This window comes from Actinosynnema sp. NPDC049800, from assembly GCF_040656635.1.
In the GTDB taxonomy this organism is placed as follows: domain Bacteria; phylum Actinomycetota; class Actinomycetes; order Mycobacteriales; family Pseudonocardiaceae; genus Actinosynnema.
The window spans coordinates 1-17,791 of sequence record NZ_JBFAMT010000097.1 but is presented as its reverse complement, the minus strand read 5'-3'; the positions used below and the strand labels follow the sequence as shown (position 1 = coordinate 17,791).

Below are 17,791 nucleotides of genomic sequence, written 5' to 3'. Positions count from 1 at the left end.
GGGGGGCGGGGCCGGGCGCCGGGGGGGGGGCGCGGGGGCCCCCCCGGCGGGCGTCAGTGCGACAGGGTCGCGGTGGCCGGGGTCCAGCGGACGCCCTTCCAGGTGCCGTCGGCGGTGGTGCTGCGACCGACCACGACGCCGTGGTTGTTGATCGCGACCGGCGTGCTGTAGGCGCCGCCCAGCGAGTCGAGGTAGGTGACCTGCCCGTCGCGCCAGATGAACGCGCGGGTCGACGAGTGGTCCGGCGACGAGGTGTGCCCGAGGATGTCGCCGCGCTCGTTGATCGCGGTCGCCACGGACGGGGCGGGCACGCCGAGGTCGACCTGCTTGCCGCCGGCCGGCCACAGCACCGCGCGGGACATTCCGTTGTCCAGCACCCAGCCGACCGCGTCGCCGCGCTCGTTGAGGGACTGCTCGCCGTGGGCGAGCCGGCCGCTCTCCGACAGGACGGTCAGCTCCTCGCCGTCCCAGCGCAGCGCCACCATGCCCCGGTTGGCGACGATCACACCGGCCTCGTTGATCGCCTCCGGGCCGTACGTGCCGTACCCCGGACCGGGTGCCAACTCCGTGCACACGCCGTCGGTGCAGCGGAGCGCGGCGAACTCCTGGAAGGAGGCGTAGGCGTAGCTCGTCGCGACGACACCGGCGTTGTTGATCGCGTACGCCGACACGTGATCACCGGCCACCGGCAGCTCCAGGTGCCGCTCCCCGTCCCACACGGTGGCGTGTTGCTCGCCCCGGGCCGACGTGGCGTACGACATCGGCACGCTGCCGTCGTCGTTGATCACCTGCGCCAGCGCCCACGCGGCTCCGGGCGGCGAGATGGCCTGCCGCTGACCGCCGAACCAGACCCACGGCTTCTGCGTGTCCGGCACGCCGTCGGAGGTCAACCCGAGCACCTGGCCGGCCTGGTTGATCGCGCCGGCCAGACCGGGGCCGAGATCCGTCGCACCGCCGCGCGGCGACCACAGGATCGCGCGCGTCGGCGCGTTGCCCTGCGCACTGCCGACGACCTGGCCGAGGTCGTTGACACCGGTGGGGTAGTAACTGGGGTTGCCGGGCAGGCCCGCGACGCCCGCCAGTTCGGCGATGACGTGCGTGGCGGACGCGACCGCCGCGGGAGTGGTGGCCAGTGGCAGGGCTGTCGCGAGCGCCAACACGGCCAGCGACGCGCGTAAGTCGGGCATGATCGCTCCGTTGCGAGTATGTCCTGAAGTGGTACTGGATCGATCAACAGTAACCCCGGCGCGCCCCCGACGGTGACGGCCGGACAGCGCAACGGTCCACGGAAACCCTTGCGCCGCACGGAGGTTCGCGGATCGCCGAGTCCTGACGCGGCGCTCGGCCGGGCGACGGCGCAGGACCGTCGGATCAATGCCGGTCGGGCGCCCTGATATCGGCGATGCCACTTTTCAAACCTGTCCACCAACCGGCCGTTGACGTTGTGAAAACTTCTCTGCACCAAGCAAGAGGACACACCGGGTTGATCGGTTCAGTTGCTCAAGGAGCCCGCGTCTCGCCTTCGTACCCGCGGTACGTCCGTGCCGTCAGAGGACAGCACAACGTCCTGAAGTAGCCGATAAGAGGACGCAAGCCTCCTGGTTGCAACCGCGCGGTCCGGCTACGGACTGAGAGCCCGTTGTCTATACCTTGCTCGCCACCACCATGTAGTTCTCGGCCTCAAGGTTAAACGTGCTCATTTCCGTCTGGAGTCCGACCCGGTGCAACTCGACTTCGAGTTCTTCGTATCGGTACGGCCAGCTCGACAGCAGTTCCGAGCGGGCAAGAACCGACCCAGCCGTATCCACTTGCGCGATCGCAATCTCGATGTGGTGCTCGTCCTCCCAGTTCGGCGCAATGTCCCAGCGGTAGACCACGACGGCATCGCGACCGTTCCGGCGGACGAGTCGGTCACTGATGTCCAGTCGGGAACCTCTGGCCCTCACGAGTTCCCAAGTGCGGGAGGTGAGTACCAAGCGCCCGCCATGGCGCAGAAGCCGTGACATCGACTCCAGAGCAGCAACTCTGCCTCGCGCGCCCTCGGCATGGTGCAGCGAGTTGCCAACGCAGAACACCATGTCGAAGGTGTCGTCATCGAAATGGTCGGGCAACTCATGCCAGTCCGCCCGCACTGTCCGGACAGATGCCCTGAACTCCTCAGACAACTCCGCAGTCCGACGAACCATCGCTTCGCTGGCGTCAGTTGCGACAACGTGCATGCCAAGACCGGCGAGGCCAACCGCCAACTGTCCGGTTCCGCACGAACAATCGAGGACGTGCGCGTTCGACGGCAGAGGACTGAGGACGTCATCGAACGACGAAGCGAACTCGGCCGGAGCCAGCTTTGCATCTGAGATGAGCCACTCGTACACCTCGGCAAGCGCGTTATAGCCACTCACAACTACTACCTCCGTCACGCGGCAGACTCACGGTGGTCATCAGTACATCAGCGGGGCAAGTCGGTCACCAATGGTTTTCGCAAGGGCAACGCGTCCGCGCATGCCGCTGAGGGCGCTTCGCCAGCTCTCAGGCGGATCGTCCCCGGCAGGACTTGGCCAGCCGGGGACGATCGGTCTGGCTCGGTTATTGGACTGTGCCGACGACGGGCATGCCGAGGTCGACCTGGCGGGTGATCCGGATGAGCCGCAGCGCGTCGGCACGCTTGTCGCGCAGGCACTGGAGCGTGAGGTCGACCCCCTCGATCTCACCCAGCCAACCGCGGCCGGTGCTGCCGATCGTGGCGATCACGAGGGCGGCCCGGTCCGACCGCTGCCCCAGTTCGCGGGCCAGGGCGTCCAGGCTCAGGGCGCCGTCCGCACCGGTGTCGACCGGCACGTGCGGCAGGCGCAGCATCCGGGCGATCTTGGGGACGGAGTAGTGCGCTTCCGCCGAGGCGTACAGCACCGCGTCCGGGTACCGCTCCCGGCCGACGTAGGCGGCGAACAGGTTGGCCTCCGTGCCACCGTGCGCCACGTGCCCCGAGACCTCCCCCGGTACGCCGGCCGCGAGATCGGCGAAGAAGGCGACGACGGCGTCCTCGAACGGCTTGGAATCCAACCCGTACTCGCTGCTCTGGCCGGGACTGCCGGCGTTGTTGAGGTGCAGCGACAGGAAATCGGCCAGAACGCCGTAGTCGAAATCGAGGTTCACCGGGAACCCGAGCATCGTTTCCTGCCGCTTCCGGACCGACTCGGCGAACCGCCGCAGCAGCTCCACGTCGCCGTCTTCCGTGCCGCCGGCGCTGTGCTCCGGTATTCGCAACTCCGCAGGTGTGAGCATGGTGGCTCTCTTCGCGCGGCGGGTGTGTTCGGGGTGGTCACCACGAGCTTGTCGGCGCTTCCCCGCGTCCGACGGTACGAGCACTCCGTCGGTGCCACAACTCGCGTTCTCGATGTGCGAGTACCGTTTCCGGGTGGACGATTCCCTTTCACGGGGAAACGTCGTACCGGACCGCCCGCAGAAACGGGTGAAGCGCGACCGGGTGAACCGCGCAGGGGCCCGTTTCCGCCTCATCGGCCGGGCACCGCGTCTACGTCACCGACGAGTCGTCCAACGCCGTCTCCGTGATCGACACCGCCGGCAACAACCGATCAGGACCACCAAGGTCGGGAACGCGCCCCTCGATGTCTCGCCCCGGTGGCCGGGCCGACGTCGCCAACACCGGCTCCGGCACCGTGTCGGTCATCGACGCCAAGAGCGGCGAGCCCGCCGACCCGTTCGCCGTCGGCAAGCGGCCCGAAGGCGTGGCCGTCACGTCCTGACCCGGTGCCCGGCTTCCACTTCGCGCTGCCCGCGCCGGTCCTCGGCCTCGCGGCCCTGACGTCCGTACGACCACGCGACCCGCGCCATCGCGCGCCCGACGGGGTCGCGCACTTGGCCTGTCACCTGCACAGGTGCAACAGTCCGACGAGGGAGTCGTTCCGCTTGCGGGCCGGGATCACCGGACCCATGCTCTGTCGGGGAAGACGGCCGGCTGGCAGTCGCGACGCCGGTCGCGTCCGCCGCGCCCGCGACGAATCGGTCTTCTCCACGAGGAGTGACGAGGTCCATGCCCCACCTGGGTCCGTCCGAGCCGCGCGCCGCCGAGGGCGTCACCGTGGTCATGTCCGTTCAGCGGAACGAGGGCGACCTGGCCGCGGCGGTGGACGACCTGGTGTCCACGTTGGACCGCGTGGGTGAGAGGCACTGCGTGCTCCTCGTGCTGGCCGACGACAGCACCGTCACCACCGGGGACGTCGCGGACGGGTTGGCCGACCGCTACCCGGACCGCGTCAAGGCGGTCCGCCACGAGCCGCGGCGGGGCGGGGAGGCGTTGCCGCGCACGGCCTTGGCGGCGGCCCTCGCGGAAACCGATCATCGGCGGATCTTCCTGACCGACGGCCGCTTCGCCGCCGCGCACCTGCCCACCCTGCTGGCGGTGGCGCGCGAGGAACGGGCCGACCTCGTTGTCGGGTACCGGCGCGACCGCGTCGACCTGCCGCGGCGCGGGATGTCGTGGCTGCGGGCGGTAGTGTGCCTGGTCCTGCCTCGCCGTCGCCGCCCGGGTTCGGCTTGTCACCTCGTCGACCGGCGCACGCTGACCGACCTGGACCTGACCGCGCGGTCGGCGCGGGTGGAACTGCTCGCCGAGCTGCGCCGGCGTGACGCGAGGATCCTGACCGTCCCCGTCCGGCACGTGCCGGACGGCGACCACGGTGGCCCGCTCACGGGCCTGCCCGACGTCCGGAAGGGCTTGCTCCGCCCGGGTCCGGTCCGCCGCGTGGCCGGCACGCCCCGCGACCCGGTGCTGCGCGCGGTGGTGCTGGCCGCGGTGGTGCTGTCGGTGGGCGCGTGCGCCGTGGTGGCCTCGAAGGGGATGACGCTGGCGTATCCGGACGCGGTGTCGCACTTGCTGATCACCCGCCGGGTGCTCGACGGGTCCACGCCGGGCGCCGCCCAGCTCGGCGGGGTCTGGTTGCCGCTGTCGCACCTGCTGGCACTGCCGCTCGTCGTGGACGAGTCCTGGTACCACGCGGGCGTGCTGCCGAGCGCGGTGTCGATGTGCGCCTACGTCGCCGCGGCGGGCTGGCTGTACCGCATCGGCCTCGCGCTCACCGGGCGGCGCGGCGGCGGGATGACGACGGCGCTGGTGTTCTGCGCCAACCCCAACGTCCTGTACCTGCAGAGCACGCCGATGACGGAAGCGCTGCTGCTGGCGTGCCTGGCCGCCGCGACCTGGCACCTGCTGCGCTGGTGCCGGGACGACGGCTACCGCCACCTGCTCGCGACCGCCGTCGCCGTCCTCGGCGCGACGCTGGTGCGTTACGAGGGGTGGGCTTTCCTGGCGGCCGTGGCGGTGGTCGTCGGGGTGCGTTCCCGGCGGCGGTCGAGGACGAAGCCGGACCGGTCGGCACTCGTGCGGGCCGACCTGGTGTTCTTCTGCTGCCTGGCGGTCAGCGGCGCGGTCGGCTGGGCGGTGTGGAACGCCGCGATCTTCGGCGACCCGCTGAACTTCGTGCGCGGCGAGTTCGCCAAGCCCGCGCTGTGGGTCCACGCGGACGAGGCGGCGGTCGGTGACTGGGCCGCGTCGCTGTGGACCTACCTGCACGCCATGCGGTACGACCTCGGCCCGGTGGTGCTGGTGCTGTCCGGGGCCGGACTGGTCTGCTTCGCCTGGCGGACCAGGTTGCGCGACGAAGCACTGGCGCCGTTGCCGCTGCTGGTGTTCCTGCCGTTCTTCGTCGGCGCGCTCCACTCCGGACAACGGCCGCTGCACGTGCCCGAGATCGGCGGCGACCTCTACAACGTCCGGTTCGCGCTCGTCATGGTGCTGCCCGCCGCGGTGTTCACCGGCTACCTCGTCGTGCTGGCGGACCGGGCGCTGCTCCGATCCCTGCCCGCGGTCGCGGCGCTGGTGGGCTGCGCTCACCTCGCACTGACCGGAACGGCGACGCTGAACGAGGCCGGCGCCTTCCGCACGAGCGCCGCCGAACGCGTCAACGCCCAAGCCGCGGCTTGGCTGCGCGAGCACTACGACGGCGGTCGGGTGCTGATGCAGTCGTGGAGCAACGAAACCGTCAGCTTCAAGTCCCGGGTGCCCGCGGACCAGGTGGTCTACGAGGGCAGCTTCCGCCAGTGGGAGGCCGCGCTCCACGACCCCGTGGGGCAGGGGATCCGCTGGATCCACCTGCGTCGCACGCCCGGCGGTGAGGACGAGGTGTGGCGACGCCTGCACGACAGCCCGCTGATGCACGACGAGTACAAGCCGGCCTATGCCGATGACCACCACATCTTCTACCGGCGCGTCGAGGCCGGAGTACCGGGGCGGCACACCCCATGAGCGATCCCCGAGCGGGGCGGCAGACCATCGCCTACGTCTTCCCGGTCTACAACGAGGCGGAGAACATCGAGCTGCTGCACCTGACGGTGTGCCGGGTGACGCAGCCGCTCGCCGACCGCTACGACTTCACGTTCATCTACGTGGACGACGGCAGCAAGGACGACTCCGCGAGCCGCCTGCAGGCGCTGGCCGACGGGGACGACCGCGTCACCGTGATCGAGCTGGCGCGCAACTTCGGCCACCAGACCGCGGTCACCGCGGGCTTGGACCTCGCGGACGCCGACGCCGTGATCATCATGGACAGTGACTTGCAGGACCCGCCGCGGGTGAGCCTGGACCTGATCGAGAAGTGGCGGCAGGGCTACGAGGTGGTGTACGCGCAACGCCGCTCCCGCCGCGACTCGACGTTCAAGAAGGTCACCGCGAGCGCGTTCTACTGGGTGCTGCGCAAGATCGCCTCAGTCGACATCCCGCGCGACACCGGCGACTTCCGGCTCCTGGACCGCAAGGTGGTCGACCAGCTGCGCCGGTTCCGCGAGCGCGACCGGTTCCTGCGCGGCCTGGTCAGCTACATCGGCTTCCGCCAGACCGGGGTGCTGTTCGACCGCGACGAGCGGCACGCGGGCACCACCGGCTACCCCCTGGGCAAGATGCTCCGACTGGCCGCCGACGGCCTCCTCGGCTTCTCCGTCGCCCCGCTCAAGCTGATCAGCCGGCTCGGGTACGGCATCTCCCTGCTGAGCTTCCTCGGCATCCTCTACACGGTCGGGGTGAAGGTCCTGGCGCCCGAGACCGCGGTGCCCGGGTGGGCGTTCACCGCCATCGCGATGTTCTTCCTCAGCGGTGTGCAGATCACCATGCAGGGTGTGCTGGGCAGCTACATCGGCCGGACCTACGCCGAAGCCCAAGGGCGACCGCTCTACACCGTCTCATCGGTGCGCACGGCCGCCGATCGACGCGCACCGGCGCAGACCACGCCGGACCGGGGCGCGCAGTCGGACGACCGGGTCCTGAACCGGTGAAGCCGAGCACCGCCACCCGCCTGCGCTTCGGCGTGGTCGGTGTCGTGAACACCCTCGTGGACCTCCTCGGCTACACCTGGCTCGCGCTGGCGGGCGTACCCCTGCTCGCGGCGAATCTGATCTCCACCTCGACGGGCATGGTGGTGAGCTTCGCGCTCAACCGGTCGTTCACCTTCCGCGCCCGGTCCGGCGACCTGCGCGCCCAGCTCGCGCTGTTCGTCCTGTGCACGACGTCCGGGCTGTGGGTCGTCCAACCGCTGGTGATCACCGGAACCGGGCACCTGTTCGCCGGTCCGGGATCCCTGACCGCGGTCACGGGACCCAAGCTGGCGGGCCTGGCGGTCGGGCTGGTGTGGAACTACGTCCTGTACCGCAAGGTCGTCTTCCGCCCTCGGCGACCGGTCGGAGAAGGGAGCCACAGCACGCATGACGACCAGGTCTCCACGACACCGGGCGGGCCGTCCCGTCCTTCCTGAGCGGTACAGCGCCTTCCGGCTCCTCGGCCGCGGACAGGCGATCGCGCTCGCGGTGACATCCGCCGTCCTGGCGTGCGCGCTCCTGGCCGGGACCTTCACCACGACCGCACCCCGACCGCTGTGGTGGGCGCAGGCGTTCGTGACCGCGACGACGGTCGTCTACGTGGTGGTGATCTGCTTCCGGTGTCTGCTGGTGGCCGCCGGTCCCGGCGCGCGGATCATCCGGGTGCCCGCCGAGGACCTGACCGCCGTGCAGCACCTGCCGCCTTACACCGGTGCTCCTCCCCCTGCACCGGGAGGAGGTGGTGCTGGCGGGCCTGGTCGACACCATCCACCGGCTCGACTACCCCGCTCACCGGCTGCAGGTGCTGCTGCTGGTCGAACAGGACGACGACATCACCCGCCCGGCACTGGACCGCCTGGAGCTGCCGCCGGAGTTCGAGGTGGTGCTCGTGCCCGAGGGCGGTCCGCGCACCAAGCCCAACGCGTGCAACGCGGGCCTGGCCCGCGCCACCGGCGAGCTGTGCGTGATCTACGACGCGGAGGACCGACCCGAGGCCGACCAGCTGCGCAAAGCGGCGGCCGCGTTCGAGGCGCAACCCGACCGGGTCGTGTGCGTGCAGGCCGAGCTGGCCTACTGGAACCCCTGGACGAACTGGCTGACCCGCAACTTCGCCGCCGAGTACGCGTTGACCTTCGCCTTGGCGCTGCGCGGGCTGGACCGCTTCGGGCTGCCGATCCCGCTCGGCGGGACGTCCAACCACTTCCGGGTCGACGCCCTGCGTGCGCTCGGCGGCTGGGACCCGCACAACGTCACCGAGGACGCCGACCTGGGCGTGCGCATCGCGCGCCGCGGCTGGGACGTGCGGATCTTCGACTCGGTCACCTACGAGGAGGCCAACAGCGAGCTGGGCAACTGGATCCGCCAGCGCAGCCGCTGGATCAAGGGCTACTGCCAGACCTGGCTGGTGCACATGCGCAACCCGTGGCGGCTGCTGCGGGAGCTGGGGCCGCGGGGGTTCGTCGGCTTCCAGCTGACGTTCGGCTTCACCACCGTCACCACGCTGGTCAACCCGCTGTTCTGGTCGCTGACGTGCCTGTACCTGGTGGCGGGACCGGAGCGGATCGAGCCGCTGTTCCCACCGGCGGTGCTCTACGCGGGCACGGCCGCCATGCTGGGCGGCAACCTCGCCGTGCTGTACCAGTTCATGGCCGGCTGCATGGAACGCGGCCTGCACCGCGCCGTGCCGACCATGCTCACCGTCCCCCTGTACTGGGCGCTGATGAGCGTCGCCGCGTACAAGGCGCTGGTCCAGCTCCTGCGCCCCGACAAGCGCCACCACTGGGAACTCACGCGGCACGGCCTGGTCGGCGATCACCAGGCCGACCGCGTTCACGCCAACCAGATCCGGTAGGCCACCACCGAGTGGGCGGGCACGCGGGCGCGCAGCTCGTCGCTCGTCGACGTCTCCGCCTTGGTCCACAGGTCGAACACCCGGTACTCCGCCGCGGACGGCAGGCCGATCGCGGCGGCGGTGGTGCCCATCTCGCGCTCGGCCGACGCCCGGTTGAACAGCACCACCGCGGCCGACCCGTCCGACATCGGCTTCGCCCACACCTCCTGCTCGCCGTCGTCGCGCAGCCGGTGCCCCTGCCGCCCGCCCCAGTCCTGGTTCAACGCGATGAGGTCGCGGTTGAGCAAGATCTCCCTGGTCGCCGGGTCCATCACCCTCAAGTCGTTGCCCGCGATCAACGGCGCGTTCAGCAGCGCCCACATGGTGAAGTGCGCCCGGTACTCGTGCCCGGTCATGCCGCCGTTGCCGACCTCGAGCATGTCCGGGTCGTTCCAGCCGTTGGGCCCCGAGTGCTCCTCCAGGCCGACCTGCAGGTCCAGCAACGCCGTCCAGCTCGCCCAGGTGTCGGCGATGTCGCGGGTCGTGCGCCACAGGTGACCGCCCGCCTGGCGGCCCCAGCCCTCCCACGGGCGCTCGTGCCCCCACTCGCAGATGCCGAGCACGATCGGCCTGCCCGACTCGCGCAGCGCGCGCCCCATCTTCCCGTACCGCTCGGCCGCCGGGCTGCCGTCGTTGTTGCAGTTGTCGTACTTGAGGTAGTCGACCCCCCACTCGGCGAAGCTGCGCGCGTCGACCTGCTCGTGCCCGAGGCTGCCGGGGTAGCCCGCGCACGTCTTCGACCCCGCGTCGGCGTAGACGCCGAACTTCAACCCGCGCTCGTGCACGTAGTCCGCCACCGGCTTGAGGCCGTCGGGGAACTTCGCCGGGTCCGGAACCAACAGCCCCCGCTCGTCCCGCTCACGCGCCATCCAGCAGTCGTCCAGGTTCAGGTAGGTGTAGCCGGCGTCCCGCATCCCCGACGCCACCATCACGTCCGCGGTCTCACGGATCATCCGATCCCCGATGTCGCAGCCGAACCGGTTCCACGAGTTCCAGCCCATCGGAGGCGTCGGCGCCAGGCCCGCCGACGCGGAGCGGGCCGCGAGCGGTGCCACCGCGACGACCGCGGACACCAGCAGTCCCGCGACCGCCACCTGGGCCACCGACCGACGCACGACACCTCCGGAGAAGACGACGTGGATTCCATGGAACCAGGAACACCCGGGAGCGGGAACCCGAGGCTCGGATTTTCACCGTGCCGTGGGCATTACCGCCCCGGTGGAACGGTCCCTGCTGGTGGGCGGCGGGCCGTTCGTGCCGGGATCGCGGCGTACGCGCAGCACGACCGGCCGGCGCGGGTCCGCACGGCCGATCCGCCGGGCGGCGATCACCGACCGGAAGCGGGACCGACCCGTGCGGCGACCCGTTGGAGGATGGTGGTCATCCCACCGACCTCGTCCTCGGCCGAGGTGCCGCCAGCTTCCCGTCCCCACACGGCACTCGTCGGTGCCGCACCTCCCGACCATCCACAATAGACTTCGCGGTGAAACCAGCCGCCGGCTCCGACGTCGTGCCCCGCGCCGGCTGAGCCGCCATTGGGGTGATCGTCGACGGCGATCAGCACCGGCCCCGCGGCCGCACGCGCACTCACCGCCGCCACCAACGACTCGACGACGCGGTACGCCCCCTCACCTCCGACCGGATGCCGCGGCACGGGCACCACGGCGTCCGCCGGCACCGCGGCCAGCGCCCCGAAGGGCACGGGCCGTCCCAGTTCGGCGGCCGAGCCGCACGAGGTCCGAAACCCCAGCCGCACGGCTTCCTCGATGATCCGGGCCAGCAGCCTGCTCTTGCCGATCCCCGGTTCGCCGCGGATGAGCAGGACCGCCCCGGGCTCCCCGAACCGCGTGATCAAGCACGTACCGCGCCCGCAATGTCGCTGTCCCGGCCCACGAACGGCCCGGCGCCCGACTGCGGCGCTCCCCCACTTGAGTGCGTCTCCGTCACGTCCGTTCAGGGAGGGCGGTCACCGCTCCGGATACGCCTTCACCCAGCGATCACCGGTTCGACTGATCGGCCGCCCGGCCGACCTCACCCGGCCGCACCACACTGGGCCACCTGGCACCCGATCGGGCGACGCTCGACCGGACGCTGCCCGGCCGGCATCCGCAAGCGCCACGCTGATCAGCGAGGTGTCGCGCGGTCGGGGTTCGCGCCCGGTAGCCGAACCCTGCGACGCGACAGGCGTGACGGCCTCACCGACAAGCCCTCGAGCAGAGGGCTACCAGGCGTCTCTCAGCAACGACGGTCCCGGCTCGTCATCGTCGTCGTCCCGGGCAGTCCCGCGCGGCGGCGGTGTCGGCTCGGCCTCGACGTCCAGGTTCGCGAGCCCGGCGATGTACTCGTCGAGGAATGCCGCCCCTTGCCCGACGAGCGCGGCGCGTTCGGTTTCGGGCAGGCGTTGGAACTCGTCGATCGCGGCGAAGGCCTTGTCCGCCACGGACTCCACCGCCCACTGCTGGGTGAGCAGGTCGCGCGGGGCCGAGCGACCGGCGACGACGTCCTTCGCGAAGTCGGAGATGGCGCCGTCGTCCGCCGCGGCGAGCACCCGGAACAGGTTGTGCTGCGCCTGCACGCCGTCTGCGGTCGCGAACGGGTTCGTCATCACGCTCCCGGGTGGTCGAAGTGGGACCACGGCCAGATCGCGCGCACGCCGTCGCCCTGCGCCCGTGCGGCCTGCACGACGGCGGCGAACCCGTGCACGAGTGCCCGGACCTGGTCGACCGCGGACTGGATCTGGTTGGCGATGCCGATGATCGAGCCGAGGAACTTCGCCGCGCCACCGGTCGCGACGTCCGCGATCGTGCCGATGAACTTGACCACCGCGTTGCCCCTCATCGCGGTGAGCAGCGCGACGATGGCGTCGATCAACGTTTCCAGCAGGACGCCGATCGTCTGGTACAGGTGGAAGGCGGACTCGGCCAGCAGCGAGACCTTCTTGGCCACGTCGTGGCAGTACTTCGCGTGCTCCGCGCAGCCGAGGGCGAACTCGTCGAGCCACCGCTCGGCCGCCGCCGCCGCGTTGCCGTCCCAGGCGTCCTGGATGGCATAACGGCCGCGCTGGACGTTCTTGGCGATGCCGTCGAACGCGGTGCCCGTGTCGGCGATGACGACGCTCTCCCGGTAGATGCCGTTCCAGTCGCCGCTGTAGACCTCGGTGATGCGGTCCAGCGGGCTCCAACCGAGGATCTTCTGCGCGATCTTGTCGGCCGTCGCGGCCACCGAGCCGAAGTCGCCGACCTCGAGCCACTTGCCGAGCTTGTCCTCGACCCCCATCGGCCACTTGTCCCGCAGCACTTCGTTCTCGATGCTCGTCTCGCCGGGGCCGTTGTAGTACCTGGTCTCGACCACGTCGCCGAATCCGCTGGACGCGACGCCCGGCGGCAGTTCGCTCGCCTCGACGTTCCTCGGGTACGTCGGCACCGCCGGGTACACCTGGTCCAGCCGGCCGGCCTGGTAGCGGTCCGTGGTGCGGTAGAACTCGGCCGCTTTGGTCAGTTCGACCGCCGACGAGCCGGCGAGGCTCAGTGCGCGCCGGGTGTTGTCCTGCGCGTGGAAGCGCAGGTTCTCCAGGTGGCCGGAGAGCTCTAGGAAAAGCCCCTGACCCAGGTCGTCGACCTGGTTGTGCTCCAGTGCCTTCAGGTGCGCGGCGATGCCGGAGCTCTGGCGCTGCACGAGCCCGCCCAGCAGCTCGACGGCCTTAGGTGCGACCTTGAAGGAGTCCCCCACAGCCAGATCATGGCACAGCGGCGACAGCGCCTGCGCGTGCAGCACCGGATCACCGCCCGGTGCTCTAACCGCAGGTCGGGTCGTGCGGCCGGCTCTTGGCACCCCACAGGGCCGCTCCGGTCTTCCCGCACGGCGGGAGACATGATCGTGGAGCCGAGCGTGTTCTCCACCTGCTCCCGCCACGTGACCAGGTCCGACATCACCAGCACCAGCACGTCGGCGAAGGCGTCGTAGTGGCCGAGCACGGCCCCGCGACCCACGATCGCACGTTCGTAGTGGGACTTCCCCATGCTCCGGCACGCCGACGCGCAGCGGCTGCTGCCACCGGAGCGCCCCTACCCCACTCCCCCATCGCCCGCCGGATCCAAGCCGACGCCCGACTCCTTGGAGGCCCGCGTCGAAGCCGCCGCGGGTGCGGCCCCGATTCCGCCGCGGAACACGGGTTGACCTGGAGCGCGCTCCAGCCACTAGCGTCGCGGCCGTCGATGGCGGAGCAGGTGGAGAACGGAGCACGACGTGCGACTGGGTGTGCACATCAACCGGTTCAACCAGGGTGCGGCGCGGCTCGGTCCCGAGTCGGCCGCCGCCGGCGCGGCGGCCGAGGAGGCCGGGGTCGCGTGGCTGTCGGTCATGGACCACTTCTTCCAGATGGAGCACAACGACGCCGCCGAGGACCCGATGCTGGAGAGCTACACCACGCTCGGGTTCCTCGCCGCGCACACCTCCACCGTCCGCCTCGGCGCGCTCGTCACCGGCGTCACCTACCGCCACCCCGGCCTGCTGGCGAAGAACGTCACCACGCTGGACGTGTTGTCGGGCGGTCGCGCGACCCTGGGTATCGGCGCCGCCTGGTACGAGCGCGAGCACCGAGGGCTGGGCGTGCCGTTCCCGCCGTTGGGCGAGCGCTTCGAGCGCCTGGAGGAAGCGCTGCGGATCTGCCTGCGGATGTGGGACCCGGCGGACAACGGCCCGTTCGAGGGCGAGCACTACCGGCTGGCCGAGACCCTGTGCGTGCCCGCGCCGGTGAGCTCGCCGCACCCCGAGGTCATGATCGGCGGCAACGGCGAGCGGAAGACCTTGCGACTGGTCGCCCGCTACGCCGACGCCTGCAACCTCCTGCTCGCGTCACCCGCCGAGGCGCCGCACAAGCTCGACGTGCTGCACCGGCACTGCGACGACCTGGGTCGCGACTACGACGCCATCCGCAAGACCGTGGTGCACCTCGGGGACCTGCCCGAGGACGCCGAGGCGTGTGCCCAGACCGTGGCGGGCTACGCGGGCATGGGCATCGACACCGTCATCCTGCGATCGCCGGACGGCGACCAGGCGGCGTGGATCGAGCGGGTGATCGCCCCGACCACCGGCCGCCTGGCCGAACTCGCCTGACGGGTCACGACCGCCGAGGGGCGGCGGCAACGCCGCCCCCGACGCTTACGGACGTCAGCGGCGGGGTTCGATCTTCAGGTCGCCCGCGGTCACCGCGCGGACGTGGTCGCCGGCGAGCGGGTCGTGCGGGTAGCCGAGGACGGGACGCGTCGTGCGGGAGGTCGCCGCGGAGCAGGACCGCACGCCCGGGCCAGGTCACCCTGGCGTGGACCCCGCGGAACCCGGCCGTGGCCGAGCCCTGCCGAGGCCTCCAGCGAGGAATGACCGAGTTCGACGAGCACTTCGACAAGCGCAAGGTTGGACTCGGCTCCTGCGGGCGCCCCTACAGCACGCCCTGCCAGCACGAACACGCCTGCTCAACCGAAATGATCTTGATGTTGATCACAGTTCCACTCGACGGACCTTCGTTACGGAGCGTTACTGGAATCTGACGACAGCGTGAGGCTTGGGCGTGTCGCGGCCCCCATGCACGATGAAGGGATGCCGTCGGTCGGGATCGTTTGCGATGATGCCCCGGTGGACCAGGTGGTGGTTGGTCGAGATGGGCACGCCCTCATCCTGCGCGATGTCGTCCGCGGAAGCGGAGGGGAGATCTGGTCCGTGGACGTCGAGGTCGTCGACGCCGGACTGCGCGCCGAGTCGACTGTGACGTCCCACTATGCCGTGGGCTTCGACGATCTCGTCGAGTTCTTCGCCGGAATGATGGAAAGCTGGCGCGGGTGGGACGGCGACCGGGTTTACGAGTCTCTTGAGCATGAACTCCGGCTCGTGGGACAACATCTCGGGAGCAGAGTCCGCATAGGTGTCGAACTAGCCCAGGCGTCCGATCCCGACGGCTGGTGCGTCCGAGCGACCTTCACGGTGGACGCAGGTGAACAACTCAGCACCGCCGCCCATGACCTCGCGACGCTCCTCGGACCGCATCCCTGAACATCGGCGACGCACCGGCCAGTTGCGTAGGTTGAATCATCCGAGAGCAGAGTGGAAGTCGGGAATTCCCAGATGGACTGACGTTTGTGGGTCGTCATCGCGCGCATGGCTTCGAGTTCCTGGACGGCGGCTATCGTGGTCTCGATCGCGGCGACTTCCCCCAGCCAGCCCTGCTCTTTGGCCTCCTGCAGGCGGTCGACGAGGTTGACCTGGATCTCTTCCAGTCGCGGCAATCGGGTCGGGTCAACCCGAAGGAGTGGGCACCTGACACAGGCTTCTCTGAACTGACGTCGGTGCACTCAAACGACGACCGCCGGCCGTCCGAGATCGGCAGAACGAGCTGTCTGCGGCGTGTAAGGATGTCGTGGGAGGTCAGATGGAGCCACAAGCGCGGCGCAGGTACGACGTCGTTCACTGCTCGGTGGTCGGCCATGCTCGGTACGGGCTTCTGGTCGAATCCGAGGACGGCGAGCACGGATTCGTGGACAGCTCGTACATCACGGACAAGCCGGGCGAGCCGTGGCCCGCAGTGGGTCGGCGGTTGCGGTGCGTGGTCTTGGGCTATACGAAGGACGGCAGGCTCCGAGTCGCGGCGACGCCCCTGTACGTCGAGATGGTGGCCGCAGCAGACGACCCTGTGACGGCAGTGGATGAGTGGAGTCTGCTGACGGGTAGGGGGCGGCGGCACGAGTGAAGTGTCCGCCCCCGTCCGGCATGCCGGTGCATTGTGTGTCGTCAGCTCTGCGTTGACGTGGATGTTGTTCGGCCGGCGAGTGAGGTGAAGGCGGGCATGCCGAGCGCGACCGCGCCGGTGGGGCGTTGGAGCGCGGTGTCAATCTGGGAGATCTTGTCTCTGGCTCCCGTCAGGCTGACTTGCGGTCCTTCGACCTCCCCGAGCCATCCTTCGCGTTTGGCCTCGATAACACGGGCCTCCAGATTGTGACGGATCTCCTCCAGCCGTGATCGTTGCGCCGGGTCAGGCCGCGGTAGTGAAAATCTGACGCAAGCATGCTCATGGACGCAAGGCGATCCGAATGCTCGCGCGCAGATCCCGACGGACACCTTCTGTTTTTCGAAGTGTGCGAAGAAGGAGTCCCGTTCTGGATCGGTCGGGGTCCGAGTTCTGGGCTCACGAGCAGAAGTCGCTCCGTGTCGGTCTTGGACGGCGCGATCTGGAGCAGCGGCACGAGTTCGCCGGTGGAGGGCAGGCGGTATTCGGTGATGCTGTGGTGGCTCAGCTCCAGCATCTCCTCGCAGCGGATCCCGGTCAGGCGCAGGACTTCGATGGTGAAGAAGGACCAGAACGCCTCCTCGTCCTCGAAGGACAGGTTGCGCCGCTTGCCCGTGGTCGTGTCCTCGGCCCAGACGTGCCGGCCGATGGATGTGGGGGCGATCGCCCTGCGCAGCGCGCCGTCGGTACCGGGGATCGGTGGACCGGGCCGGGTGTCCTGGGCTGCCCGCAGCCGTCGCTCCGCGGCGAGGCGGCGTTCGTGGGCCGTTCGTGCCAGAACGGGCAGGACGGGCAGCCGCTCGCGGGTGCGCTGGTCCATGCGGGCCTTGCGGTGCTTGAGTTCCTTGGCGCGGCCGATCTCGGCGTCGCTGATCGGGCAGGACACGGCCCACGGCGCCCAGTGGGCGATGTCCAGGTAGAAGGCCCGCACCCGGAGCAACTCGTCCTTGGCGTTGATGCGAGGGCTGGAGATCTCGATCTGCTCGCCGGCGGCGTTGGTGGTGATGCGTTTCTTCGTGCTCAGGTCCTCCTTCCAAGCCCGCATCGTCCCCGGTGGCAGGCGCAGCGTGTCGATGCCCGGCGCGAGGGCCTCGATCCGGGCCCAGAACAGGCCGGCCAGGGTCCGGGAGATCGCATCGATACTGGCGAAGTCCAGAGACGGCTGCCGTTCCCGCAGGTAGTCCACGATCAGGTCACGGACCGGCCCGCACCGCAGCGGATAGCGGTCCACCAACTCCTCGATGCTCAGCCGGCCCGCCGCCAGCCCGAAGGCGCGGACCGCGTGGGGTGCGTCCTCGGGGAAGATGCCCAGCGCACGCAGCCGCAGGCAGAAGTCGACCTTCTTCTGGCCGCCGCGCACGTGCACGCGGCGTTGTGTGTCGGCCAGCTCGACGCAGTCGCCGACGGTGGACTCGTGTCCGGTGAACAGCAACGCAATGGACAGCCCGCGGCCTCGGTGTCGGACACTCCATCGGTGGCGCAGAGCCGGGAGATCACGTCGTCGCCGGGGTCGGACCGCTTGCGGAGTGATCCAGGCCGCCCACCCCGACTGAACGACCTCGCCACGACGCCGGGCCGGCGGTTCACCCAGGCGCGAATTGTCCACTGAGGACGCACCGGTGTGGCCCGGGGGCCACCCCGGGCGCCGGGGCCCCCCCCGGCGCGACGGGTGGGGGCCCACCCCCCCCCCGGGGTGTATTACGCGGCCCGGGCGGGCGCCCCCGCCCCCCCCCGCGGGGGGCCCC

General features: G+C 70.2%; 17 protein-coding genes and 1 pseudogene. 8 read left to right on the top strand and 10 right to left on the bottom strand.

What is annotated here, in order from left to right:
• Positions 1-53 precede the first annotated feature (53 nt).
• The 3 genes from AB0I91_RS43465 to AB0I91_RS43455 form a co-directional block, all read right to left on the bottom strand.
• Positions 54-1,187 (bottom strand): hypothetical protein, encoded by a 1,134-nt coding sequence (locus AB0I91_RS43465; protein ID WP_498779110.1) that lies wholly within the window; start codon positions 1,185-1,187, stop codon positions 54-56.
• Positions 1,188-1,643: 456 nt separating this feature from the next.
• Entirely contained in the window at positions 1,644-2,399 is a 756-nt protein-coding gene (locus tag AB0I91_RS43460; RefSeq protein WP_499642088.1) for a class I SAM-dependent methyltransferase, read from the bottom strand.
• 184 nt (positions 2,400-2,583) lie between these two features.
• Positions 2,584-3,279, bottom strand: coding sequence for a PLP-dependent aminotransferase family protein (locus AB0I91_RS43455; protein WP_499642086.1), 696 nt, complete (start codon positions 3,277-3,279; stop codon positions 2,584-2,586).
• Positions 3,280-3,527: 248 nt separating this feature from the next.
• Here AB0I91_RS43455 and AB0I91_RS43450 point away from each other — a divergent pair.
• Positions 3,528-3,581 (top strand): annotated as a pseudogene (locus AB0I91_RS43450) (hypothetical protein); the annotation flags it as partial.
• Positions 3,582-3,623: 42 nt separating this feature from the next.
• Positions 3,624-3,761 carry a hypothetical protein gene (locus AB0I91_RS43445; protein WP_498779143.1) on the top strand — a complete coding sequence of 46 codons (138 nt, stop codon included), beginning with the start codon at positions 3,624-3,626 and terminating at the stop codon, positions 3,759-3,761.
• Here AB0I91_RS43445 and AB0I91_RS43440 read toward each other — a convergent pair.
• Positions 3,751-3,873 (bottom strand): hypothetical protein, encoded by a 123-nt coding sequence (locus AB0I91_RS43440; RefSeq protein WP_498779116.1) that lies wholly within the window; start codon positions 3,871-3,873, stop codon positions 3,751-3,753. The two genes, AB0I91_RS43445 and AB0I91_RS43440, sit on opposite strands and share 11 nt — an antisense overlap.
• A 175-nt stretch (positions 3,874-4,048) precedes the next feature.
• Between AB0I91_RS43440 and AB0I91_RS43435 the strand changes: the two genes are divergently transcribed.
• The 4 genes from AB0I91_RS43435 (at position 4,049) to AB0I91_RS43420 (ending at position 9,232) form a co-directional block, all read left to right on the top strand.
• Positions 4,049-6,319, top strand: coding sequence for a glycosyltransferase family 2 protein (locus AB0I91_RS43435; RefSeq protein WP_499642084.1), 2,271 nt, complete (start codon positions 4,049-4,051; stop codon positions 6,317-6,319).
• The gene (locus AB0I91_RS43430) at positions 6,316-7,341 is read left to right on the top strand and encodes a glycosyltransferase family 2 protein (protein WP_499642082.1); all 1,026 of its coding nucleotides are present in this window, start codon (positions 6,316-6,318) and stop codon (positions 7,339-7,341) included. Before AB0I91_RS43435 ends, AB0I91_RS43430 begins: the two co-directional genes overlap by 4 nt.
• Positions 7,338-7,817: a GtrA family protein gene (locus tag AB0I91_RS43425; protein WP_498779121.1), complete on the top strand. Its 480-nt coding sequence runs from the start codon at positions 7,338-7,340 to the stop codon at positions 7,815-7,817. Before AB0I91_RS43430 ends, AB0I91_RS43425 begins: the two co-directional genes overlap by 4 nt.
• A gap of 275 nt (positions 7,818-8,092) precedes the next feature.
• The gene (locus tag AB0I91_RS43420; protein WP_499642080.1) at positions 8,093-9,232 is read left to right on the top strand and encodes a glycosyltransferase family 2 protein; all 1,140 of its coding nucleotides are present in this window, start codon (positions 8,093-8,095) and stop codon (positions 9,230-9,232) included.
• Here AB0I91_RS43420 and AB0I91_RS43415 read toward each other — a convergent pair.
• The 4 genes from AB0I91_RS43415 to AB0I91_RS43400 all read right to left on the bottom strand — a co-directional run bounded on the left by AB0I91_RS43415 (position 9,211) and on the right by AB0I91_RS43400 (position 13,000).
• Entirely contained in the window at positions 9,211-10,386 is a 1,176-nt protein-coding gene (locus AB0I91_RS43415) for a glycoside hydrolase family 27 protein (protein ID WP_499642078.1), read from the bottom strand. The genes AB0I91_RS43420 and AB0I91_RS43415 overlap by 22 nt on opposite strands.
• A gap of 212 nt (positions 10,387-10,598) precedes the next feature.
• Entirely contained in the window at positions 10,599-11,126 is a 528-nt protein-coding gene (locus tag AB0I91_RS43410; protein WP_499642076.1) for a hypothetical protein, read from the bottom strand.
• Between the two features lie 366 nt (positions 11,127-11,492).
• Positions 11,493-11,876: a hypothetical protein gene (locus AB0I91_RS43405; RefSeq protein WP_499642074.1), complete on the bottom strand. Its 384-nt coding sequence runs from the start codon at positions 11,874-11,876 to the stop codon at positions 11,493-11,495.
• On the bottom strand, positions 11,876-13,000 hold the full coding sequence (locus tag AB0I91_RS43400) for a hypothetical protein (RefSeq protein ID WP_499642072.1): 1,125 nt from the start codon (positions 12,998-13,000) through the stop codon (positions 11,876-11,878). Before AB0I91_RS43400 ends, AB0I91_RS43405 begins: the two co-directional genes overlap by 1 nt.
• A gap of 516 nt (positions 13,001-13,516) precedes the next feature.
• Here AB0I91_RS43400 and AB0I91_RS43395 point away from each other — a divergent pair.
• Entirely contained in the window at positions 13,517-14,386 is an 870-nt protein-coding gene (locus tag AB0I91_RS43395) for an LLM class F420-dependent oxidoreductase (RefSeq protein ID WP_499642070.1), read from the top strand.
• A gap of 54 nt (positions 14,387-14,440) precedes the next feature.
• On the opposite strand, the gene AB0I91_RS43390 is transcribed toward AB0I91_RS43395, so the two are convergent.
• Positions 14,441-14,569: a hypothetical protein gene (locus tag AB0I91_RS43390; protein WP_498786807.1), complete on the bottom strand. Its 129-nt coding sequence runs from the start codon at positions 14,567-14,569 to the stop codon at positions 14,441-14,443.
• A 333-nt stretch (positions 14,570-14,902) separates the two neighbouring features.
• Here AB0I91_RS43390 and AB0I91_RS43385 point away from each other — a divergent pair, with 333 nt between their 5' ends.
• Positions 14,903-15,316 carry a DUF6228 family protein gene (locus AB0I91_RS43385; protein WP_498786808.1) on the top strand — a complete coding sequence of 138 codons (414 nt, stop codon included), beginning with the start codon at positions 14,903-14,905 and terminating at the stop codon, positions 15,314-15,316.
• Positions 15,317-16,179: 863 nt separating this feature from the next.
• On the opposite strand, the gene AB0I91_RS43380 is transcribed toward AB0I91_RS43385, so the two are convergent.
• Positions 16,180-17,478, bottom strand: a complete 1,299-nt coding sequence (locus AB0I91_RS43380; RefSeq protein ID WP_499642068.1) for a hypothetical protein — start codon at positions 17,476-17,478, stop codon at positions 16,180-16,182.
• Positions 17,479-17,791: the final 313 nt, after the last annotated feature.